General features: G+C 56.1%; 19 protein-coding genes. 5 read left to right on the forward strand and 14 right to left on the reverse strand.

Features of this window, described 5'->3' with window-relative positions; translation table 11 throughout:
- The first annotated feature begins 218 nt into the window (after positions 1-218).
- On the forward strand, positions 219-1037 hold the full coding sequence (locus FFB58_RS20300; RefSeq protein ID WP_138370845.1) for a helix-turn-helix domain-containing protein: 819 nt from the start codon (positions 219-221) through the stop codon (positions 1035-1037).
- Here the strand turns inward: FFB58_RS20300 and araD are convergent, their stop codons facing one another.
- From araD to yiaK, 8 genes are all read right to left on the reverse strand, one after another.
- Complete coding sequence (araD, locus tag FFB58_RS20305) at positions 1038-1733, reverse strand: L-ribulose-5-phosphate 4-epimerase (RefSeq protein ID WP_138370846.1); 696 nt, start codon at positions 1731-1733, stop codon at positions 1038-1040. It abuts the gene before it with no gap.
- Complete coding sequence (locus tag FFB58_RS20310) at positions 1727-2587, reverse strand: L-ribulose-5-phosphate 3-epimerase (RefSeq protein WP_039031165.1); 861 nt, start codon at positions 2585-2587, stop codon at positions 1727-1729. The genes araD and FFB58_RS20310 overlap by 7 nt, the downstream gene beginning before the upstream one ends.
- Before the next feature lie 2 nt (positions 2588-2589).
- A complete protein-coding gene (gene ulaD / locus FFB58_RS20315) occupies positions 2590-3243 on the reverse strand; it encodes a 3-keto-L-gulonate-6-phosphate decarboxylase UlaD (protein ID WP_039031164.1) in 654 nt (217 codons plus the stop codon).
- The gene (locus FFB58_RS20320; protein ID WP_138370847.1) at positions 3240-4745 is read right to left on the reverse strand and encodes an FGGY-family carbohydrate kinase; all 1506 of its coding nucleotides are present in this window, start codon (positions 4743-4745) and stop codon (positions 3240-3242) included. The genes ulaD and FFB58_RS20320 overlap by 4 nt, the downstream gene beginning before the upstream one ends.
- A 144-nt stretch (positions 4746-4889) precedes the next feature.
- On the reverse strand, positions 4890-6209 hold the full coding sequence (locus FFB58_RS20325; protein ID WP_039031162.1) for an MFS transporter: 1320 nt from the start codon (positions 6207-6209) through the stop codon (positions 4890-4892).
- 47 nt (positions 6210-6256) lie between these two features.
- Positions 6257-7183: a DUF4862 family protein gene (locus tag FFB58_RS20330; RefSeq protein WP_138370848.1), complete on the reverse strand. Its 927-nt coding sequence runs from the start codon at positions 7181-7183 to the stop codon at positions 6257-6259.
- 151 nt (positions 7184-7334) lie between these two features.
- Positions 7335-7802 (reverse strand): YhcH/YjgK/YiaL family protein, encoded by a 468-nt coding sequence (locus tag FFB58_RS20335; RefSeq protein ID WP_138370849.1) that lies wholly within the window; start codon positions 7800-7802, stop codon positions 7335-7337.
- Between the two features lie 10 nt (positions 7803-7812).
- The gene (gene yiaK, locus FFB58_RS20340) at positions 7813-8811 is read right to left on the reverse strand and encodes a 3-dehydro-L-gulonate 2-dehydrogenase (protein ID WP_138370850.1); all 999 of its coding nucleotides are present in this window, start codon (positions 8809-8811) and stop codon (positions 7813-7815) included.
- Between the two features lie 225 nt (positions 8812-9036).
- Between yiaK and yiaJ the strand changes: the two genes are divergently transcribed.
- Both yiaJ and FFB58_RS20350 read left to right on the forward strand, forming a co-directional pair.
- Positions 9037-9852 carry an IclR family transcriptional regulator YiaJ gene (gene yiaJ / locus FFB58_RS20345; RefSeq protein WP_039031158.1) on the forward strand — a complete coding sequence of 272 codons (816 nt, stop codon included), beginning with the start codon at positions 9037-9039 and terminating at the stop codon, positions 9850-9852.
- Positions 9853-9981: 129 nt separating this feature from the next.
- Entirely contained in the window at positions 9982-10452 is a 471-nt protein-coding gene (locus FFB58_RS20350) for a 4Fe-4S dicluster domain-containing protein (RefSeq protein ID WP_138370851.1), read from the forward strand.
- A gap of 4 nt (positions 10453-10456) precedes the next feature.
- On the opposite strand, the gene avtA is transcribed toward FFB58_RS20350, so the two are convergent.
- A complete protein-coding gene (gene avtA, locus FFB58_RS20355; protein ID WP_138370852.1) occupies positions 10457-11713 on the reverse strand; it encodes a valine--pyruvate transaminase in 1257 nt (418 codons plus the stop codon).
- A gap of 174 nt (positions 11714-11887) precedes the next feature.
- Positions 11888-13918 (reverse strand): alpha-amylase, encoded by a 2031-nt coding sequence (locus tag FFB58_RS20360; protein WP_138370853.1) that lies wholly within the window; start codon positions 13916-13918, stop codon positions 11888-11890.
- 313 nt (positions 13919-14231) lie between these two features.
- Here FFB58_RS20360 and FFB58_RS20365 point away from each other — a divergent pair, with 313 nt between their 5' ends.
- Entirely contained in the window at positions 14232-15056 is an 825-nt protein-coding gene (locus FFB58_RS20365; RefSeq protein ID WP_072036702.1) for a protein bax, read from the forward strand.
- Positions 15057-15091: 35 nt separating this feature from the next.
- Here the strand turns inward: FFB58_RS20365 and xylR are convergent, their stop codons facing one another.
- From xylR to xylF, 4 genes are all read right to left on the reverse strand, one after another.
- Positions 15092-16270 carry a D-xylose utilization transcriptional activator XylR gene (gene xylR / locus FFB58_RS20370; protein ID WP_039031153.1) on the reverse strand — a complete coding sequence of 393 codons (1179 nt, stop codon included), beginning with the start codon at positions 16268-16270 and terminating at the stop codon, positions 15092-15094.
- Positions 16271-16312: 42 nt separating this feature from the next.
- The gene (xylH, locus tag FFB58_RS20375) at positions 16313-17494 is read right to left on the reverse strand and encodes a xylose ABC transporter permease XylH (RefSeq protein ID WP_138370854.1); all 1182 of its coding nucleotides are present in this window, start codon (positions 17492-17494) and stop codon (positions 16313-16315) included.
- Positions 17472-19013, reverse strand: a complete 1542-nt coding sequence (locus FFB58_RS20380) for a xylose ABC transporter ATP-binding protein (protein WP_138370855.1) — start codon at positions 19011-19013, stop codon at positions 17472-17474. The genes xylH and FFB58_RS20380 overlap by 23 nt, the downstream gene beginning before the upstream one ends.
- Before the next feature lie 70 nt (positions 19014-19083).
- Positions 19084-20076 (reverse strand): D-xylose ABC transporter substrate-binding protein, encoded by a 993-nt coding sequence (gene xylF / locus FFB58_RS20385; protein WP_039031150.1) that lies wholly within the window; start codon positions 20074-20076, stop codon positions 19084-19086.
- Positions 20077-20447: 371 nt separating this feature from the next.
- Between xylF and xylA the strand changes: the two genes are divergently transcribed.
- The gene (gene xylA / locus FFB58_RS20390; protein WP_138370856.1) at positions 20448-21770 is read left to right on the forward strand and encodes a xylose isomerase; all 1323 of its coding nucleotides are present in this window, start codon (positions 20448-20450) and stop codon (positions 21768-21770) included.
- Positions 21771-21786: the final 16 nt, after the last annotated feature.

The following is a 21786-nucleotide window of genomic DNA, read 5'->3' on the forward strand; positions in this document are numbered from 1 at the left end:
TCCTCGGGTTATCGGATTTTTTATGTTGTTTTGCAGAGTACCCGATTAATTTTGCACTCTTCCCCGGGTCCAACAAGGGAAGGGAAAAGTATAAAAAGATAAGGATTCCGACCTTGTTCGCAAAATGTGATTTAGATCGGGAAGAAGGGGAAATAGCTGTTAATAATCAGGGATAAAGAAAAATAAATCGTTCATTAATAGCGAGAAAGTGAATAACCATGCTCGAATTATCCATAGCGCTTCCGCTTCAGGTGCAAAACGGCGGCTACTTCATCTCCCGGGGCGTAGGGCGACACCCGGCGCGCAGGCTCGACTCGTGGGAAATCATCTTTGTGGAAAAGGGGACGTTAACGATCCAGGAGGAGACAACGGTTTTTGAAGTCCATGCGGGGGAAAGTTTGCTCCTCTGGCCTCATCGTCGGCATAAAGGTATCGAGGATTTTCCCGCCGACTTACGCTTTTACTGGCTGCATTTTGAGGTGCAGGAACAGGCCTCAGCGTCACCCTGGAGCACGCTGCTGTCGGTGCAGCAGCATGGTAAAACAGGCGATCCGCAGGCGATGACCGCACTTTTCCGCCAGTTTCTGAGCGAACAGGAGAAACTTCAGCGCAGCCCGGCGCTGGAGTTTATTTTGCTGCTGATCCTCCAGCAGCTCTCCCTGACGGCCGGGCAGGAGCCGTCGCCGGATGAAGCGGGCGTCAACCTGGCGTGGAAGGCGCGGCAGCTGATCGGCACCCAGTTTCACCTGCCGCTCTCGACGTCGCAGCTCGCCCGGGAGCTGCACTGCAACGCCGACTATCTCGGGCGGGTGTTTCGTCGGGTCTTTCATCTGACGCTGACCGAGGCTATCCACCGTCAGCGGGTCAGGGCTGCGGAAAAGTTACTCCTCAACGACGCCGTGTCGCTCAAGGAGGTCGCGATGCGCTGCGGGTTTAACGATGTAGGCTATTTCCGGCAGATCTTTCGCAAACACACGGGGCTAACGCCCGGCGTCTGGAAGCGTCGCTACTGCAAGGAGCACATTAATTCCGCCTGATCACTGCCCGTAATAGGCATTCGCCCCGTGCTTGCGCAGATAGTGTTTATCCAGCAATTCCTGCTGCATCACCGGCAGTTGCGGCGAGAGCTGGCGCGAGAACAGCCCCATATAAGCGCACTCCTCCAGCACCACGGCGTTGTGCACCGCATCGGCGGCATCTTTGCCCCAGGCAAACGGCCCGTGAGAGTGGACCAGCACGGCCGGGATCTGCATTGGGCTTAAGTCGCGCTCCTCAAAGGTTTTAATGATCACTTCGCCCGTCTGATATTCGTATTCGCCCTCAATTTCTGCCGGGGTCATCAGGCGCGTGCAGGGGATGGTGCCATAGAAATAGTCGGCATGCGTCGTACCCCAGGCCGGTAAATCCATCCCCGCCTGGGACCAGATGGTGGCATGGCGGGAATGGGTATGCACGATCCCGCCAATCTCCGGATAACGACGATAGAGCGCCAGATGGGTCGGGGTATCGGAAGAGGGCTTTTTACTGCCCTCCACCACCTGCCCTGTGGCGATATCCACCACCACCATATCCTCCGCGGTCATCACGTCGTACTCCACGCCGGAGGGTTTGATCACCATCAGCCCGCTCTGGCGGTCAACCGCGCTGACGTTGCCCCAGGTAAAGGTCACCAGCTGGTGGGCGGGAAGGGCCAGATTTGCCGCCAGCACCTCGGTTTTGAGTTGTTCTAACATGTCATGCCTCCTTCCTGCATACGGGCTTCAATCCAGCGCCGTGCCTGAATGATCTCCAGCACCGGCTCTTTGGCTTTTTCGGTCCACATTTCAATCAGAAATGCGCCGCGATAGTTCAGCTTATTCAGCGTGTTAAAGGTGCCAACAAAATCGACGCAGCCCTCGCCAAAGGGCACATCGCGGAACTGGCCGGGGCTTTGCTCGGTGACGGGCTGGGTATCTTTCAGGTGGATCGCGGCGATGCGGTCAATGCCCAGCGTCAGCTCGGCGGTGACGTCGTTGCCCCAGGCGCTCAGGTTGCCGATATCCGGGTAAACGCTGAACCACGGCGAGGCGAGCATCTCGTCCCACTTTTTCCACTTGCTGATGGAGTTCATAAACGCGGTATCCATGATCTCTACCGCCAGCATCACCTGCGCAGCGGCGGCCTGCTCGACGGCCCACGCCAGCCCTTCGGCGAAGCGCTGCTGCGTGCCCTCGTCATGCTCTTCGTAGTAGACGTCATAACCCGCAAGCTGGATGGTGCGAATGCCTAAATCCCGGGCCAGCCTGATGGCTTTGGTCATGATCTCGCGGGCGCGCTCGCGCACAGTTTCATCGCGGCTGCCAAACGGGAAACGACGGTGGGCAGACAGGCACATCGACGGGATCGCCACGCCGGTTTCCAGCATCGCTTCGACCAGCGACGCCCGCTGCGTGGTACTCCACTCGAGGCGCGACAGACGCTCGTCAGTCTCGTCGACCGACATTTCAACAAAATCAAAGCCGCAGCTTTTCGCCAGAACCAGACGCTCAGGCCAGGTGAGTGCTTTCGGCAGCGCTTTTTCATAAATACCCAACGGATGCTGGCGCATGGTTACGCTCCCCAGATGTCGCGGATTTGCGAATGGAATGTCTGTGCCACCTGAGGTGGATTTGCGGCGCCTGCCAGCGCGCGCCCGGCGATAAAGGCTTTGACGTTGATCTGCTTAAACAGCGGCAGGTCGGCGGGGGTGATGCCGCCGGTGATGGAGAGTTGTAAACCCACATCGGAAAGCGCCTTCATTTTAGCGAGATCGGCCTCTCCCCACTGCTGACCGCTGGCCTGCGCGTCGCGTCCGCGATGGTAGATTGCCTGCTTCACGCCGACGCGATACCACGCCCGGGCATCATCCAGAGTCCAGTTACCAAACAGTTCCATCTGGATTTCACCGCCGCAGCGCTGGGCCACCTCATGGCCTTTTTCGACGGTGGCCAGCGGCGCGGCACAGATGATGGTCATCCAGTTCGCGCCTGCGCCAAACGCCTGCTCCGCCAGCGTTTCTCCGGCATCGGCCACTTTCCAGTCGGCGACGATAATTTTATCCGGGCACTGCTCGCGCAGCGCACGCACGGCGTTCAGCCCTTCGGTCAGACACAAAATGGTGCCCGCCTCGACGATATCGACGTGATCGGAAAGCGTCGCAACATCGTTTTGTGCGGCCTGAAGTGAGGTGTGGTCGAGCGCCAGCTGCAGTAATGGTCGGCTCATAGGTCGTGCTCCTTAACCTGGGCGTGATAGCCCTGTAGTGCTGAAATGAGTAACTGGTAGCGCTGATATTTGCGCTGGTAGGCCGCGTGGGCGCCCATGTCGGGTTCAATGACCCGGATGTCATGTTTAAGGGCGCGCTGGGCGGCATGAAAATCGGGATAAACGCCGATACCGACCAGGGCGGCCAGTGCCGCACCGGAACAGCCGGTCTCTTCCACCTGCGGCAGTTCAATGGCCAGGCCGCTGACGTCCGCAAGCATTTGCATCCACACATCCGAATGGGTTGGGCCGCCTGTTACGCGCAGTGCCTGTACGTGGGTAAAGCGTTCAAGCATGCGGTTGAGATGGGTCATGTGGCTGAACACCACGCCTTCGTAGACCGCCTGTAGCAGATGCGCGCGGGTATGCAGCGCCTGCATGCCGTAGAAGCCGCTGGTCATCTCCAGCCCGGCGTTGCTGCCATAGAGGAACGGCAGGAAAAACACATCGCTTTCGGCTTTGGGCAGACCGGCGACGGCGTGGTTGATTTCACTGAACGGCATGTCGCCCCACTGCGCGGTCAGCCACTCGAGGTTGCCGGAAGAGGTAGGGCTGGCTTCGTGAACAATGTACTGCTGCGGATGAACGTAGCGGCCATAGACGTAAGGGAAAGGTTCGTCGTCGCGGATGCCATTGGCAATTCCGCTGGTGACGGCCCAGGTCCCCATCACGGCGTTAAGCGTATGTTCGTCGTGCAGTCCGGCGCAGATCGCGGTGGAAACCACATCAAACAGTCCGCCCACGACGGGCGTGCCCGCCGCGAGACCGGTCAGGGCGGCTGCCTGAGAGGTGATTTCCCCGCAAATTTCTGCTGAACCAACAATGGGCGGCAGTGCGCCATCCATTTCGCTGATACCGAGCCAGCGCGTAAGCTGGGGATCGTACTGGCCGGTGTTCATGTTGTAGAGGTTGGATTCAGAGATGTTGCTCTCTTCACAGCCTTTTACGCCGGTGAGGCACCAGCGCAGATAGTCATGCGCCATCATCACGCAGCCAATCTGCTGATAACGCTGGGGCTCGTTCTCTTTGACCCAGCGCAGGAGCGAGGCCGGATGCCCCGTCCACAATGTCTGACGCGTGTGCGGATACAGTTTTTCGGGAATACCGTCCTGCTGCCAGCGCTGAACAATCACCAGCGCCCGGCGATCGGAAGAGAGCATGGCATTACCCAGCGGCTGGTCGTTTTTGTCCAGCATAAACAGGCCCTTGCCCTGAGCCGATATGCCGACGCCTTTGATCTGCTCGCCGCTGATACGGGCATTTTTGAGCAGCAGAGCGACGGTGGCATGGCAGTGCTGCCAGAGCTGGTGCATATCCCTTTCGGCGTAGCCGGGACGGGGGCTGAGCGTGGCAATCGAGCAGCGCTCAATGGAAATTTCTTTGCCCTGGCTGTTGTATAACCCGGCTTTCAGATAAGTACCGCCACAATCGATACCCAGCCAGAAGGGCTCTTTTTCACTCATCTTTGATTCCCTTATCGCCGGGTGGCGCTTCGCTTACCCGGCCTACGGTTTGGTGCTGCTGTTGCCGGGTGGCGCTACGCTTACCCGGCCTACGGTTCATTGGTGTTGTAGGCCCGTGCAAGCGAAGCGCCGCCGGGCGTTTATTCAGGCCGCACGCTTATGCGGATTCGCCGTGGGATGAGGCTCGGCTCCGGCATCGCATTTCGCCGGGAGCAGCAGGGCCAGCAGCGAGGCCAGCGCCAGCGAAACCGCCAGGCAGTAAACGCCTGCGTCTTTGCTGTACAGGGTGATCAGCACGCCAACGGCATAAGGCCCACAGAACCCACCGAGGTTGCCCAGGGCGTTGATTACCCCGCGTGCGCCGCCCGCCATCTCTGCACTAAACAGACGCGCCGGGATCGTCCAGAACACCCCTGCGGCGGACTGCAGGAAGAAGCCGCAGCCCACCAGCGCGGCATACGCCAGCCAGGTGTTCTCTTTCAGCGCCACGGAGAGGAACATGCAGAGCGCGAAGCCAATCAGCGGCAGGGAGACAAACAGCTTGCGTTTGCCGGTGCGGTCGGAGAGCGTGGAGAAGAGGAACATGCCCGCAATGGCACCGATATAAGGCAGGATGGCGAGCATCCCCACCTGGCCGATGCTGGTGTGGGTCAACTCTTTCAGAATGGTGGGCAGCCAAAGGGTGTACCCGTAAATCCCGGTCTGATAGAAGAAGTTCAGGGCGATCAACTGCCACATGGTTTTGTCGGACAGCACGGCGCTGAGCGAGGCGTTCTTCACCTCTTTACCGGCAATGGCCCGCTGCTCCGCCGCCAGCGTTTGCACCAGATAGTTCTTCTCGGCGTCTGAGATCCAGCGCGCTTCCTGCGGACGGTCGTAAATTGTGTAGGCCCACAGCACCAGCACCAAGATGGACATCAGCCCTTCGATGATGAACAGCCAGCGCCAGTCGAGCGCGGTAATGATCCAGCCCGACAGCGGGGCGGTAATGATCCCGGCAATCGGCACGAACATGATCACAATGGCATTGGCGCGGCCGCGTTCGGCATCCGGGAACCAGTTGCTGATCATGGTGAGCACGACGGGTAACATTCCCCCTTCCGCCACGCCGAGTAAGAAACGCAGCACCAGCAGCTGATACTGGCTGGTGACGAGACCGGTCAGCACTGAGATCACCGCCCAGGCGACCAGTGACCAGCCGATAAACTTTTTACCGCTACCATGAACGGCAATCTTGCCGCCGGGAACCTGCAGGAACAGGTAGCCGATAAAGAAGATGCCGCCCGCGAGGCCCGCCATGGTGGCGGAAATACCTAACTCCTCATCCATACCGCCGGGCATTGCAAAGGCGATATTTACGCGGTCCATATAAGAAATAATACAGGCAATAAGAATAGGAGGGATGATTCTTAGCCAGCGCTGGCGCGGAATTTCCGCTTGTAGGGCATGAGTAGAAATATTCATATTTAATATCTCAGTGAAGGTAACCGGAATACGTCTTTTTTGTATTGTTATCGTGTGGCTTTATTTAAGGCGCTAATGCCGTCGCGCAAAATAGCGATTCGATGACTGACGTCAGCATTAGCATTTATTTCAAGTAATTTAATACCGGAGAATTTCAACGTTGCGGCGCTTGCCGCAGTAAAGAGTGCTTCTGCCTGTTCAGGCGTCATTAAACTTTCGGCACAGAACGAAGAAAACGGCGCGTGCAGATCCTGCCATTCACCGTACTCGCCCTGGGCGGTGGTTCCGGAGAACATCACCGCCCCCAGTTTTCCTGCCCTGAGCGCGGCTTTGACGTGTTCGAGCGGAAGCGTTGTGTTGCGCCCTTCGATAGCCGAACGCGCCCAGTTGATGCGCAGGCTAATATCGGTCTCTTTCACGACCTCCAGCACCTGCTCCAGGGGTAAAAACCCCTTGCGCGGTGACGGGCCGGTCATGGCATCGCAGTGCTCCAGTACCAGATCGCAGGACCAGTCCCAGCCCGCGATTTCCCGGATAGAGCGGGAGAACGCTTCGGTGGCGCGATCAACGCAAGCATTACCCGCCTGCGGTGCCGCCTGCATCTCCAGGGCGATCACCTTGCCCGGAAAGCGACTGTTTACGGCATCAATCTTCTGGTGAAGATGGCGGTAAAATTCGACGCAGGCTTTGCGCTGATCTTCATCAGCAGAGGCAAGGCCAAACGCACCGTTCAGTCCGCGACGGCGCATGGTTTCCATCACCGCTGTTACCACAATTTGCCAGTCGCCCGGCGTATGGCGAAACAGCCATTCGTCGCCCAGAGGATGGAGATTTTCAAGGCACGGTTGTTCCAGCCCGCGAATATGTGGCGTGTCAGAAAGTTCCCGCCAGAAGGCCTGTTCTTCTTGTTCCCCTTTCTGGTGAAACGAGGGTGCGCAGGGGTACGCACCAATAATAAAATCGGTATTGGTCATTTCGCGTTCCTGTATTTATACCCGTCATACTTCAAGTTGCATGTGCGTTGGCTGCGCTCGTTCACCCCAGTCACTTACTTATGTAAGCTCCTGGAGATTCACTCTCTTGCCGCCTTCCTGCAACTCGAATTCTTTAGGGTATATCAGAAAATTACGGTAATTCGCTGATTGCCACTTTCACCACAATTTTACGAATTGCGGTTTCCTTGTTTTTAATACAGGCAGGACGATGAACATCCTGCGGGAAAAATATGGCGTAGCTGCCAGGTATCATTTCGATAAAGGATTCATTTTCACTGTCGTGATAAAAAATAATATCCCGCTGTTCCAGCAATGATTCGCTGATTTTGTTATTTCCGGTATCAATGGCGATACCGATCTTCTCTTCACCCCAGGCCAGGAATTGAATATCCAGATAGCGGCGGTGAACTTCCGGGCGATTCTCGTGCTGCTCCTTAGTGTTAAGGTCAAGCACCTGGGCAAAGATGTTGCGACCGTCAATTTCCACCACCCCTGGCGCCAGCGTGGTGAAATCCGTGGTGCGCAGAAAATCGAGGGCTTTTTCAATCGCCGGCGGCAGGCGGCACGGATTTGGCTGTGAAATATGTCCGAATATCATGGCCCACTCCTTACAGAGACTGGATCTTTGCCCACACGCTGTCGTCAATGGTGATGCCGTTGCGGCGGTTCTCTTCGAGCAGGCGCGTAAATTCATGCCCCGGCAGACGGACGGCGACATTTTCATCGGAACGTTCGGCGGTAGTGATGAAGTCCATAATGCGCTGAAGCTTGGCGTCGCGGGTTGGGCCGTCGATCAACTTGTCGACCTCAATGGCGATAAAGATCTGCGACACGCCGTACTCATCGCTATTGTCCTGGGTCACTTCCGCCACGGAGGATCCGTTGGAGAGCAGGGTGGCGATCATGTCCAGCACGATAGATAAGCCGGAACCTTTCCAGTAGCCCATCGGCAGAATGCGACGGTTTTTTTCGATAACGCCAGGTTCTTTGGTCAGATTGCCCTCATCATCAAACCCGCCGTCCACCGGCAACTCGCGGCCTGCGAGGCGGTTCACCTCCAGCATTCCGTAGGAGAACATCGACATCGACATGTCCACCATGGTGATCGGGCTGGACGGAATGGCCACGATCAGCGGATTGGTGCCGATGCGGCACTCTTTTGCACCCCACGGCGGCATCACGGCGATGGAGTTGGTCCAGCAAATTCCGATATAGCCTTTCTCTGCGGCCTGCCAGCCGTAGCTGCCGCCGCGCATCCAGTGGTTTGCGTTACGCAGTGCCACCAGACCAATGCCGTGATCGGATGCCAGTTCGGTGGCGCGATCCATCATCTTTTTCGCCGTCAGGTTTCCGATGGCGCGCTGGGCATCCCACTGTTCAATCGCGCCCAGCGTGGTGATGCGTTTGGGTTGGGCGTCAGGAATGATATCGCCCGCATCAAGTTGCTGAATAAAACGCGGGAAGCGGTTGACGCCGTGTGAATAGACACCGGATTCCGTCGTGCGGGCAAACATCTCTGCGCAGGCGTCAGCGGTTTCCGCTTTCACGCCGCGAGCGAGCAAAACCCGATTGAACGCCGCTTTTAACTCTTCGAAGGTCACTTTCATCCCTGTTCTCCTGTTCTTTTTAGGGGCAAGTGTGAGTGCTTTTTTATCGCTAAATTTCACTATGCGAAATCTGATTTCAAATATAGCGATCAAATTTTGCCAAATCAACGACATTCACGATTTTCAAAATCAATTAAAATCAACAGGTTGTGTATTTTGTGTTGAGGTCGTGAACTGAGCCACACTTTGCGCTACCATCAGGGCGCGATGAAAAGGAGCAATTTTATGAGCATGAAAGAGAGCGAAATGACGCAAGAAAAAGAGAGGCCAGCAGGTAGCCAAAGCTTGTTTCGCGGCTTGACGCTGATTGAGATCCTCAGCAACTATCCGAACGGTTGCCCACTCGCCCATTTATCTGAACTTGCGGGGCTGAATAAGAGCACCGTGCACCGGTTACTCCAGGGGTTGCAGTCCTGTGGTTATGTTACCCCGGCCCCGGCGGCAGGCAGTTATCGTCTGACCACCAAATTTATCGCCGTCGGACAAAAGGCGCTGTCGTCGCTGAACGTTATCCACGTGGCGGCCCCCCATCTGGAGGCGCTGAATATCGCGACCGGCGAGACGGTGAACTTCTCCAGCCGCGAAGACGATCACGCGATTCTGATTTACAAGCTCGAGCCGACGACTGGCATGCTGCGCACGCGGGCTTATATCGGCCAGCATATGCCGCTCTACTGCTCCGCAATGGGCAAAATCTATATGGCGTTTGGTCACCATGACTATGTGGCGAGTTACTGGGAAAGCCATCAGGAACAGATCCAGGCGTTGACCCGCAATACCATTACCGAACTGCCCGCTATGTATGGCGAACTGGCGGATATCCGTGAGAAGAGCATGGCGATGGACAAAGAAGAGAATGAGCTGGGCGTCTCCTGTATTGCCGTTCCGGTCTTTGATATTCATGGCCGCGTGCCGTATGCCATCTCTATTTCGCTGTCGACTTCACGCATGAAGCAGGTGGGTGAGAAGAACTTGTTAAAACCCCTGCGTGAAACCGCAGAGGCTATCTCCCGTGAGTTGGGCTTTACCGTTAGCGAGTAAACCTCAGGCAATACGCCAGATCGGGTGGCAGATGCCACAAATCTGGCCGCTTTCCCCTGTTTGATCAAAGCGCCAGCGCGCCTCAGTCTGGCACTCTGCATTTTTAAAACGTAGAGGCGGAACAGGAGAATGAACCCGTTTATTGTTGCGGACCCGGCAAAATGTATTGGCTGTCGCACCTGCGAAGTGGCCTGCGTGGTGTCCCATCAGGAGAGTCAGAATTGTGCGGCAGTGACGGCAAGGACGTTCAGCTCCCGCATTCGGGTGGTGAAAGGCGGAACTTTTACTACGGCGGTTACCTGTCACCAGTGTGAAGATGCCCCCTGTGCTAACGTCTGCCCGACCCAGGCGATTCAGCGTGAGAAGGGCGTCTGGCAGGTGGATCAGCAACGCTGTATCGGCTGTAAAAGCTGTATGGTTGCCTGCCCGTTCGGGGCGATGCAGATCACGGCGGATGCGGGGTGGGTTCAGGCCCTGAAGTGCGACCGCTGCTCGCACCGCGAAGGCGGACCCGCCTGTATAGAGGCGTGCCCGACCCGCGCGTTAAGCTGCGTCGATCCTGCCAGATTACGTGCCGAACGGCTGCGTTATCTGGCGTAAATCGCTACTGACCATTTTCCCGCCAGGCGATGTCGATCTCTTCTGCGAGGATCTTCACGCCGGCTTCGATTTTCTCCGGGTCTGGCACGTAATTCATGCGCATGCACTGGTGAGTGTGCGGCCACGGCTTATCCAGGCCCGGGAAGAAGTAATCTCCCGGCACCATCAATACCCCACGCTTTTTCAGGCGCTGGTACAGCAGCTCGGTGGTGATGGGTAGATCCTTAAACCACAGCCAGAGGAAAATCGCCCCTTCGGGTTTGTGGATCAGGCAGCGCTCTTCCGGCAGATAGCGGCGAATGGTCGCGATGGTCTCGTGGACGCGCTGATAATAGAACGGCTTAATCACCTCGTTGGACAGGCGCAGCAGGTCGTTGCGCTTAATCATCTCGCACATCATTGCCGGACCAATTCCGCCAGGGGAGAGGCTGATGATGCCGTTCATATTGGTGATGGCGGTGATGATTTTCTCGTTGGCGATGATGATCCCGCAGCGACTGCCCGGCAGCCCCAGCTTGGACAGGCTCATGCACAACACAATGTTCGGGTTCCACAGCGGGCGCGCTTCGCTGAAGATGATGCCCGGGAAAGGCACGCCATAGGCGTTATCAATCACCAGCGGAATACCGTGCTGGTTCGCCAGCGCATCCAGCTTGATCAGCTCTTCATCGGTGATGACGTTGCCGGTCGGGTTGGTTGGGCGCGAGACGCAGATCATCCCGGTCTCTTCGCCAATATGCAGATGCTCAAAATCGACGTGATACTTGAACTGGCCTTCCGGCAGCAGCTCAATGTTCGGACGCGCGGAGACGAAAAGATCGTCCTCCAGGCCGGAATCGGCATAGCCGATGTACTCCGGCGTCAGCGGGAACAGCACCTTTTTGGTGGTGCCGTCGGCGCGTCGGCCCGCGAAGAGGTTAAATAAGTAGAAAAACGCGCTCTGGCTGCCGTTTGTCAGTGCAATGTTCTGTGGTTCGATCTCCCAGCCGAGGGTGTCGCGCAGCATCTCCGCCAGCGTGGCGAGCAGCTCGGTTTTACCCTGCGGGCCGTCGTAATTGCACAGCGCATCAGTGGCTTTGCCATTTTCCAGCATATCCGCGAGGAGCGTCTGAAAATAGGCGTTCATCTCGGGGATTTGTGCCGGGTTACCGCCGCCGAGCATGATGGCGCCCGGTGTGCGCAGCCCGTCGTTGAGATCCTCCATCAGGCGGGTGATGCCTGAATGGCGGGTGAATTTGTCGCCGAAAAGTGAAAAAGTCATAGCAGGTGTTCTGTCGAGCCTATTCTAAGTGTGGCTCACCATAACGCTACAACTGCGCGGGTGCAAATCAGCGTCGAAACGAAGAAGGGTGGCTTTGTGTTGCCAGTTTGCCATCAGGTAGCGAATTATCCTGCAACCCCCTCTCCTGATGGTAGAGGGGGTTATCGATGACGATCAGCGATTGCCCGCCCACACCACCATCACCTTATCGCCCTGATGCTCACGCACAAAGCCGTAGCCCTGCGGCATCGTCAGCGTGGTTTGCGTGCCTGCGCCCACCGCCGGATGGCGGGCCCGGAACTGGCCGAGCCTTTGCCAGTGGGCGACGGTTTCTGCCTGCGAACCGCTGATATCCTGCCAGTTCATGTCCGAGCGCGTACCCTGTAAGGGGTCGGAGCCCGTTGGGCCAAAGGGTCTTGCTGATTCATCCCCGTAATAGATCTGCACACTACCCGGCGCCAGCAACAGCAGTTCGGCCGCACGCTGGTCGCCCTCGCGGAACAGGCGGGTATCGTGGGAGGAGAGGTAGCTCAGGACGTTAAAGCTCTGCAGCTTCTCTGCCATCTGCTGCCAGGTGAGGTCCATACTGGACAGGCAATCCACCGCTTTGGCCGCCTGCTCCTGATAATCAAAATTGATCATCGCATCGAAGCCATGACGGTAGTAATCGCTCTGCATTACCCCGTGCCCCCAGGATTCACCGGTCATCCAGAACGGCGCATCGTCGAGTTTTTTATCCGGGTTGGCCGCTTTCCATGCCTTTAGCGCCTCACTGGCCTGATCCTTCAGCTGCTGCCAGCCGGCCAGCTCAACGTGCTTCGCGGTATCGACCCGGAAACCGTCAATACCGTATTCACGCACCCATTGGCTCAGCCAGTGGGTGAGGTAATCCCGGGGCGTGTAGCCGTCGATGGCTTTTGCACCGGTATCAGGTTTATGACGATAGAAATTCGGCAGGCCCGATGGGGTGGTGGATTCCGTTTTCAGATCCGGCAGGAAGGCCAGCGACATGGTCAGATCGTCAAAGCCGGGGTTGTCGTAATCGCCAATGTCGGTGCGCACCCACTTCTTGCCCCACCACTTTTCCCAGCCCGCTTTATCGCTGAAGTTGATGTAGTCGTTAAAGCTGTGCCAGCTCTGTCCGGCGGTTGGTTTCCAGTCGGTCCAGCGTTCACCGAGGGTTTTCTTCAGCTCGTCGCCCTGCAGATAGAGGGCACCGAACTGATACTCCTGCATGTCTGCCAGCGTTGCATAACCGGTGTGGTTCATCACCACGTCAAACAGGATACGGATCCCCCGGCGATGGGCTTCATCCACCAGCTGGCGCAAGTCCTCTTCCGTACCCATGTTGGCATCGAGCCGGGTCCAGTCCTGGGTGTAGTAACCGTGATAGGCGTAATGGGGGAAATCCCCCTTTGTGCCGCCGCCGACCCAGCCGTGGATCTGCTCCAGCGGGGAGCTGATCCACAGGGCGTTAACCCCGAGCTGTTGCAGGTAATCCAGCTTGCTGGTGAGCCCTTTCAGATCGCCGCCATGGAAGGTGCCGATCTCCTGCATGCCGTCCTTATGGCGTCCATAGCTGTTGTCGTTAGACGGGTCGCCATTCTCAAACCGGTCGGTAAGGACAAAATAGACGGTGGCGTTTTGCCAGCTGAACGGGGCAGGCTTGTCTGTCTCTGCACGCTCGAGTAACAGCAGGCCGTTGCTGCCCGGTGCAGGTTGCAGGGTGATTTTTCCCTGCTGCACGGTGGCGGTCTGTTTGCTGTAGAAATCCCGCACCACGCTCCCTTCCGGGAAGGTATTGCCGACGTCGAGCGTTAAGGGTTTGCCATCCCATTTGGGGCACTGGCGAACCACCGAGGTCACCGCTTTTTCGCTTGTGCTGGCGACGGTCAACATCAGCGTTGGCGTGCCGGAACGGGTATCAATCCGTGCCTGATAATCACCATCGCGGAAAATGCGCCACTGCACCGGATCGCCTTCGCACGGCTTCAGGGACATCATCTCGTTGAGTTTAATGGCGTTTGTGGGCTGCCAGCACGCCTTGTCAAGATTCAGCGTGAGCGGCCGGGTACCCTTCGTCAGCTTTGCCTGTGACGTGAAAATCCCCGAACCTTCAGCGGTAAAGGCCGGAAAACCCGGGGCGGACCAGTCGGCGCTGGCTATTGCAGGCAAGAACAGAAGAGCGAGAGCAGAACGTTTCATACCATTTTCCTGTCACAGCATTTTGCTCAGTTTGCCATCTATTTTAGTGGGCAAACTCATCCCCTGGCGCTAACGCGCAGGGAGGAGCAAAGAGGGTGAGTGATCTCACGCTAAATACGCAGATTAACTGCGATATTGAGCACATTTTGATGAAAATGATGCTTAAGCGAGCGAATTTCAGGTGACAGGGTTTCGGATTTGGACTATTTCTTTGGATGCTCTTCTCGACTATTTTTGCTAGGATCTGAGATTCGCCTCTCATTTTACGAAAAAAATAAGGTGTTGGAATGTTTCTATCCGACCAGGAGACCTAATGATATCGACTCCCATTCGACGATATGGGGCCGCGATACTCATGTTACTCACCATGGCAATTTCTGGTGAGGTGCTTGCGAAGACGCACACGGATACAACGAGTAAGAAAGCCCACGTCATAAAGACGACAAGTAGTAAGGTTAGCAGTAAACAAGAGTATTCTCGCAATAGTGCAAAGAGTAGTTCACTTCCTGATTTGCGAAAATACCCTTCCGGGACACCAAGGAAAAAAGCGTTTCTCCGGACGGTAATGCCTTACATAACAAGTCAAAATGCCGCGATTACTGCGGATCGTAACTGGTTGATCTCCAAACAGTACGATAGCCGCTGGTCGCCATCAGAACGCACGCGTCTGAAAGAAATATCAAAACGCTATAAGGTGAGCTGGAACGGAAACACGCGTCGTGTGCCGTGGAACTCACTGTTAGAGCGCGTAGATATTATTCCAGGCAGCATGGTCGCAACGATGGCTGCAGCCGAAAGTGGCTGGGGTACCTCGAAGCTCGCCCGCAGTAATAACAACCTCTTCGGCATGAAATGTGCGAAAGGCCGTTGTAACAATGCGCCGGGCAAAGTGAAAGGCTACTCACAGTTTGAATCGGTAAAAGATTCCGTGAATGCGTATGTTGTGAACCTGAACACGCACCCCGCTTACAAATCCTTCCGTAAGTCTCGTGCGCAGCTGCGTAAAGCAGACCAGGAAGTGACGGCGAGCAACATGATCCATAAGCTGAAAGGTTACTCAACCCAGGGCCAGCGCTATAACAACTATCTGTTTGCGATGTACCAGGATAACCAGCGCTTAATTGCCGCACATATGTAATCGTAAAAAAGGCCTTCCATCCGGAAGGCCTTTTTTTATATCAGCACTTCACTGTAGCGGTCGCGATACTCTTTCGGCGTGGTGTCATACTCTTTTTTAAACACCGAATAGAAATATTGCAGCGATGGATAACCGCACATCTGCGAAATCTCGTTAATAGACAGCGACGTCGAAATCAGCAGGCTGCGGGCTTTCTCCAGTTTCTCCGCATGAATAACCGCATGAATCGTCTCCCCCACCTCTTCTTTAAAGCGCTTCTCCAGGTTTGAACGAGAAATGCCTACCGCATCCAGCACCTGATCCACTTTGATGCCTTTGCAGGCGTGGTTACGAATGTAATGCATCGCCTGAATGACGGCCGGATCGTTCAGCGAACGGTAATCGGTTGAGCGCCGCTCCACAACGCGGACCGGCGGCACCAGCAGACGCTGCAGGGGCAGATTTTCGTTATCCAGCAGTCGGTGCAGCAGCTTGGCTGCCTGATAGCCCATCTGACGTGTTCCCTGGGCTACGGACGACAGCGCCACGCGTGACAGGTAGCGGGTGAGCTCTTCATTATCGATCCCAATGACGCACAACTTTTCCGGCACCGGGATATGCAGATGTTCGCATACCTGCAGCACGTGACGGGCACGGGCATCGGTCACGGCGATAATACCGGTCTGCGGCGGCAGGGTTTGCAGCCAGTCGGCGAGACGGTTCTGCGCGTGTTGCCAGTTTTCCGGTGCCGTTTCCAGCCCCTGATAAACCACGCCGCGATACTTCTCCTTTGCCACCAGCTGGCAGAAGGCATACTCCCGTTCCGCAGCCCAGCGTTTACCGCTGGAAGCGGGGAGACCATAAAAGGCGAAGCGGTGAACCCCTTTTTCTTTGAGATGAAGAAACGCGCTCTCTACCAAGGCATGGTTGTCGGTCGCGATATAGTGAACGGCAGGGTAGTTATCCGGCTTATGGTAAGAGCCGCCGACGCCGACGATGGGGACGTCGACATCGACCAGCATTTGCTGGATAACGGCGTCGTCAAAATCCGCAATGACGCCGTCACCCAGCCAGTCTTTGATATTTTCGATTCGCGTGCGGAAATCTTCTTCGACGAAAATATCCCACTCGGATTGCGACGCCTGCAAATATTCTCCAACGCCTTCGACTACCTGACGGTCGTAAGCTTTGTTGGCATTGAATAACAACGTAATGCGGTGACGCTTCTCAAACATGGCGCTATTTTTCCAGAATCAGTGACAGATGATAGGGCATCCTCAGGCGCGCCGTTTGGTTGCGGAATCCATCCATACCGCCAGCAGCAAAATGGCACCCTTGACGATATATTGCCAGAATGTCGGGACGTCCATCATACTCATTCCGTTATCCAGCGACGCCATTATAAATGCTCCCATGACCGCCCCGGCGACGCTGCCGATCCCCCCGGCAAGACTGGTTCCGCCGATGACGCAGGCGGCGATGGCGTCGAGTTCGGCAATATTCCCGGCAGACGGTGAACCCGCACCCAGACGCGAGCTTAAGATCAGACCCGCCACGGCAACCATCAGGCCATTGATAGCAAAGACAGCCAGCTTGGTGCGTTCAACATTGATACCGGACAGACGTGCGGCTTCGAGGTTGCCCCCAATGGCATAGATCCGACGACCAAAGGCGGTGCGGGTAGCCATAAACATTCCCGCCAGCAGCAGCAGAACCAGCAGCAGTACCGGGGTCGGCACGCCACGGTAGTCATTCAGCAGCCAGATCGCGCCGAGGACAATTATCGCCGTTAACGCCTGACGCCCGACGACAGAGGTGGACGGTGTAGTCGCTAAGCCTAACGTCTGACGGCGCAGTCTGCCGCGCCACTGCCAGGCGACAAATGCCATCAGGCCAATCGCGCCCAGGGTAAAACCGACGCCGCCGGAGAGATAACTCTGACCAATCTGCGACATGGATGCGCTGGTAGGAGAGACGGTGGTACCGTTGGTGATGCCGATCAGGATGCCGCGGAAGGCCAGCATCCCCGCCAGCGTGACGATAAACGACGGCACCTTGCGGTAGGCCACCCACCAGCCGTTCCAGGTGCCGAGCAGTAAACCAAGCAGCAAGGTGACTACGATAGTCAGCGGTAGCGGCCAGGCCAGCCAGACGTCGAAAATCGCCGCCACGCCGCCAAGCAAGCCCATCATCGAGCCCACGGAGAGGTCGATTTCCGCAGAGATAATCACAAACACCATCCCGACCGCCAGAATGCCGGTAATGGCGGTCTGGCGCAGCAGGTTGGAGACGTTACGCGCGCTGAGGTAAGAGCCATCGGTCATCCAGGTGAAGAACAGCATGATCGCCACAATGGCGGCAATCATGACGAATACCTGCAGATTGAGCGATTTCAGCCCGGAAAACAGGCCCGGCGCGGGTGCCGTAACCTTTAACTCAGAGGGGTTGCTTTTCGACATGGCGTTCGCTCCTTAGTGCGGCTTCCATCACCTGTTCCTGCGTCAGGTTCTGGTTTATCAGGTTGGCTTTCAGTTTTCCTTCGTGCATCACCAGTACCCGGTCGCTCAGACCCAGCACTTCGGGCAGCTCCGAGGAGATGACAATCACGGCGATACCCTGCTGGACCAGCTGGTTGATCAGCTTATAGATTTCATATTTGGCACCGATATCGATCCCGCGGGTGGGTTCATCGAGGATCAGGATGCGCGGGTTGAGCAGCAGGCAGCGGGCGAGGATCGCCTTCTGCTGATTACCGCCGCTCAGACGCCCAATCGCCAGCTCCGGCGAGGACGTTTTGACTTTCAGCCGCTGTAAAGACTGCAGAATGCAGTGCTGTTCCGCAGCGTCATCGAGGCTGCTCAGCTTGCCGCTGAACTGATCTAAGGCGGCAAGGGTGATATTTTTGCCCACCGCCATGACCGGCACGATGCCATCTTTTTTCCTGTCTTCCGGCACCATCGCGATCCCCTGGGCAATGGCCTGCTGACAGTTTTTAATCTCAACCGGCTTGCCATCAATAAAGATGCTGCCTTCCCAGCGACCGGGCCAGACGCCGAACAGGCACTGTACGGCCTCGGTGCGCCCGGCACCGACCAGCCCGGCCACGCCAAGGATCTCCCCGCGATGCAGCGAGAAGGAGACGTCATTCACCCGTTTGATATGGCGGTTCACCGGATGCCAGGCGGTAAGATGCTCCACGCGCAGCACCTCTTCCCCCAGGGTATGGGGTTCGTTCGGGTAGAGCGCGGTCAGCTCACGTCCCACCATCATGGTGATAATGTCGTCCTCGCTCATCCCCTGCGCTTCGCGAGTGCCGATATGCTGCCCGTCGCGAATGACGCACACCGTGTCCGAAATCGCTTTTACTTCGTTGAGCTTGTGCGAGATATAAATGCAGGCAATCCCGTGGTGTTGCAGGTCACGAATGATGTCCAGCAATACCGCGGTTTCCTGTTCCGTCAGCGAGGCTGTCGGTTCATCAAGGATCAGCAGGCGCACCTGCTTATTCAGCGCTTTGGCGATCTCCACCAGCTGCTGCTGCCCCAGACCTAAATCGCCCACCCTGGTATCGGGGGAGATCGCCAGGCTCACCTGCGCCAGCAGCTTTTCACAGCGCAGGGTCATGGTGTCGTAATCCAGCACGCCATGACGGGCGATCTCCGCGCCGAGGAAGATATTCTCCAGCACGGTCAGATGCTTCACCAGCGCCAGCTCCTGATGAATGATGGCGATCCCTTTGCGCTCGGTGTCGCGAATGTGCGTGGCCTGCAGCGTTTCGCCAGAAAAAACAATCTCACCCTCGTAGCTGCCGTGAGGATAGATGCCGCACAGCACCTTCATGAGGGTGGATTTGCCCGAGCCATTTTCGCCGCACAGCGACACGATCTCGCCGGGGTTTAAGCGCAGGCTGACGTTGTCGACGGCTTTCACCGCGCCAAACGCTTTGGTGATACTTTTCATTTCAAGTAAATAAGACATAACTGCCCCGCATGACCCGGTGAAAACGGTACAAGTCGATGCGCCCCCGCAAAGCGGGGGCGATAATGGATTACAGTTCGCTCTTTTTGTGGAAACCGTCTTTCACAACGGTGGCGTCAATGTTCTCTTTATTGACTTCGATAGGGGTGAGCAGACGGGATGGGACATCCTTCAGGCCATTGTTTAAGCTGGCGTCTGCTTTAGGCTGTTGGCCATTGCCCAGCTCAACGGCAATTTCCGCCGCGGTGGTGGCAAGTTCGGTGATCGGCTTATACACGGTCATGGTCTGGGTGCCCGCCACGATGCGTTTCACCCCGGCCAGGTCTGCGTCCTGCCCGGAGATCGCCACTTTTCCGGCCAGCCCCTGGGCGCTGAGTGCCTGAATGGCGCCGCCAGCGGTTGCATCGTTAGAAGCCACCACGGCATCGATTTTGTTATTGTTAGCGGTTAAGGCGTTTTCCATAATTTTCAACGCGTTTTCAGGTAACCAGCCGTCCGCCCACTGGTCGCCAACGATCTTGATTTTGCCCTCATCAACATAGGGCTTCAGCACCTTCATCTGTCCGGCGCGGAAGAGTTTGGCGTTGTTATCTACCGGCGAGCCGCCCATCAGGAAGTAATTACCCTGCGGCACTTTTGCGACCAGGCTTTGCGCCTGTAATTCACCGACTTTTTCATTGTCGAAGGAAATATAATAATCGATATCCGCATTATTAATCATGCGGTCATAGGCCAGCACTTTAATGCCTTCTTGTTTGGCCTCTTTTACCACGTTACTTAAAACCTGGCCGTTATAGGGAATAATAACCAGCACATCGACGCCGCGGTTTATCATATTTTCGATTTGCGACATCTGCGTTTCTTCATTGCCGTTGGCAGATTGTACAAAAACTTTTGCACCTAATGCCTCTGCCTTATTGACAAAAATATCGCGATCTTTTTGCCAGCGCTCCAGACGGAGGTCATCAATCGCCATGCCGATTTTGACTTCTTTTGCATGACTCGCCGTACTCGCCAGCAGCAGCGATGCACAAAGAGTGAGGCACAGGTTCTTTATCTTCATAATTGTATTGCCTTTTTGTAGGGTTAGGTTGCTGAGATAAAAGAAACAATCATTGCAAGAGACGTAGCAAATTCTTAACGGGGAACGGCAGGCTGGCAATTACAGATTTTTATCTTCTCGTTATGATATTTGGTTTATTTTCGAATTTATGACCGCGATCGAATTTTAAATTACATAACTTCTTAATTACACATGATTATGGAATTTGCGCTGTGAAATTCGTTTGTCTGCAAATTGATTTTGCGAGCCAGCGCACGTTTGTGCATTCTCTCAATAGCAGTGTGAAATAACGTAATTGAGCAACCTGCGATCACTATTCACTATTACTCCAGTATCTACTTTTCGCCGCACCCCTGATTATGGAGCTCAATATGCAAGCTTATTTCGATCAACTCGAGCGCGTTCGTTATGAAGGCCCGAAATCCTCTAATCCTTTAGCGTTTCGTCATTACAACCCGGACGAGCTGGTGCTGGGCAAGCGCATGGAAGATCACCTGCGTTTCGCTGCCTGCTACTGGCACACCTTCTGCTGGAACGGTGCCGACATGTTTGGCGTGGGCTCGTTCGACCGTCCATGGCAGCAGCCAGGCGAAGCGCTGGAGCTGGCGAAACGTAAAGCGGATGTCGCCTTTGAGTTCTTCCATAAGCTGAACGTGCCTTACTACTGCTTCCACGACGTGGACGTCTCACCGGAAGGCGCATCGCTGAAAGAGTATCTGAATAACTTTGCGCAGATGGTCGATGTGCTGGGCGAAAAACAGCAGCAGAGCGGCGTGAAGCTGCTGTGGGGTACCGCCAACTGCTTTACCCATCCACGCTATGGCGCAGGCGCTGCCACTAACCCGGACCCGGAAGTGTTCAGTTGGGCGGCTACCCAGGTGGTGACGGCGATGAACGCCACCCACAAGCTGGGCGGTGAAAACTACGTGCTGTGGGGCGGACGTGAAGGTTACGAAACGCTGCTGAACACCGACTTGCGCCAGGAGCGTGAGCAGATTGGCCGCTTCATGCAGATGGTGGTGGAGCATAAACACAAGATCGGTTTCCAGGGCACGCTGCTGATCGAGCCGAAACCGCAGGAGCCGACCAAGCATCAGTACGACTACGACGTGGCGACGGTGTACGGCTTCCTGAAGCAGTTCGGGCTGGAAAAAGAGATCAAAGTGAATATCGAAGCCAACCACGCGACCCTGGCTGGCCACTCGTTCCATCACGAGATCGCCTCCGCTATCGCGCTGGGCATTTTCGGCTCCGTGGATGCCAACCGCGGCGATCCGCAGCTGGGCTGGGATACCGACCAGTTCCCGGTCAGCGTGGAAGAGAATGCGCTGGTGATGTACGAAATTATCAAAGCGGGCGGCTTTACCACCGGTGGCCTGAACTTTGACGCCAAAGTGCGCCGTCAGAGTACCGATAAGTACGATCTCTTCTATGGTCATATTGGGGCCATGGACACCATGGCGCTGTCGCTGAAAGTGGCGGCCCGCATGATTGAAGATGGCGAGCTGGATAAGCGCGTGGCGAAACGCTACGGCGGCTGGAACAGTGAGCTGGGCCAGCAAATTTTGAAAGGCCAGTTATCGCTTACCGAGCTGGCGAAGTACGCTGAACAGCATAACCTGGCGCCACAGCACCAGAGCGGTCATCAGGAGCTGCTGGAAAACCTGGTGAATCATTATCTGTTTGATAAGTGACAGGTATTGCCGGGCG

It is taken from the genome of Enterobacter sp. MF024 (genome assembly GCF_005843915.1).
GTDB lineage: Bacteria > Pseudomonadota > Gammaproteobacteria > Enterobacterales > Enterobacteriaceae > Enterobacter > Enterobacter barmai.

Excerpts from the sequence above, each read along its gene's own strand:
- FFB58_RS20300 (WP_138370845.1), top strand. The coding sequence starts at position 219 with ATGCTCGAATTATCCATAGCGCTTCCGCTTCAGGTGCAAAACGGCGGC.
- araD (WP_138370846.1), bottom strand. The coding sequence starts at position 1,733 with ATGTTAGAACAACTCAAAACCGAGGTGCTGGCGGCAAATCTGGCCCTT.
- FFB58_RS20310 (WP_039031165.1), bottom strand. The coding sequence starts at position 2,587 with ATGCGCCAGCATCCGTTGGGTATTTATGAAAAAGCGCTGCCGAAAGCA.
- ulaD (WP_039031164.1), bottom strand. The coding sequence starts at position 3,243 with ATGAGCCGACCATTACTGCAGCTGGCGCTCGACCACACCTCACTTCAG.
- FFB58_RS20320 (WP_138370847.1), bottom strand. The coding sequence starts at position 4,745 with ATGAGTGAAAAAGAGCCCTTCTGGCTGGGTATCGATTGTGGCGGTACT.
- FFB58_RS20325 (WP_039031162.1), bottom strand. The coding sequence starts at position 6,209 with ATGAATATTTCTACTCATGCCCTACAAGCGGAAATTCCGCGCCAGCGC.
- FFB58_RS20330 (WP_138370848.1), bottom strand. The coding sequence starts at position 7,183 with ATGACCAATACCGATTTTATTATTGGTGCGTACCCCTGCGCACCCTCG.
- FFB58_RS20335 (WP_138370849.1), bottom strand. The coding sequence starts at position 7,802 with ATGATATTCGGACATATTTCACAGCCAAATCCGTGCCGCCTGCCGCCG.
- yiaK (WP_138370850.1), bottom strand. The coding sequence starts at position 8,811 with ATGAAAGTGACCTTCGAAGAGTTAAAAGCGGCGTTCAATCGGGTTTTG.
- yiaJ (WP_039031158.1), top strand. The coding sequence starts at position 9,037 with ATGAGCATGAAAGAGAGCGAAATGACGCAAGAAAAAGAGAGGCCAGCA.
- FFB58_RS20350 (WP_138370851.1), top strand. The coding sequence starts at position 9,982 with ATGAACCCGTTTATTGTTGCGGACCCGGCAAAATGTATTGGCTGTCGC.
- avtA (WP_138370852.1), bottom strand. The coding sequence starts at position 11,713 with ATGACTTTTTCACTTTTCGGCGACAAATTCACCCGCCATTCAGGCATC.
- FFB58_RS20360 (WP_138370853.1), bottom strand. The coding sequence starts at position 13,918 with ATGAAACGTTCTGCTCTCGCTCTTCTGTTCTTGCCTGCAATAGCCAGC.
- FFB58_RS20365 (WP_072036702.1), top strand. The coding sequence starts at position 14,232 with ATGATATCGACTCCCATTCGACGATATGGGGCCGCGATACTCATGTTA.
- xylR (WP_039031153.1), bottom strand. The coding sequence starts at position 16,270 with ATGTTTGAGAAGCGTCACCGCATTACGTTGTTATTCAATGCCAACAAA.
- xylH (WP_138370854.1), bottom strand. The coding sequence starts at position 17,494 with ATGTCGAAAAGCAACCCCTCTGAGTTAAAGGTTACGGCACCCGCGCCG.
- FFB58_RS20380 (WP_138370855.1), bottom strand. The coding sequence starts at position 19,013 with ATGTCTTATTTACTTGAAATGAAAAGTATCACCAAAGCGTTTGGCGCG.
- xylF (WP_039031150.1), bottom strand. The coding sequence starts at position 20,076 with ATGAAGATAAAGAACCTGTGCCTCACTCTTTGTGCATCGCTGCTGCTG.
- xylA (WP_138370856.1), top strand. The coding sequence starts at position 20,448 with ATGCAAGCTTATTTCGATCAACTCGAGCGCGTTCGTTATGAAGGCCCG.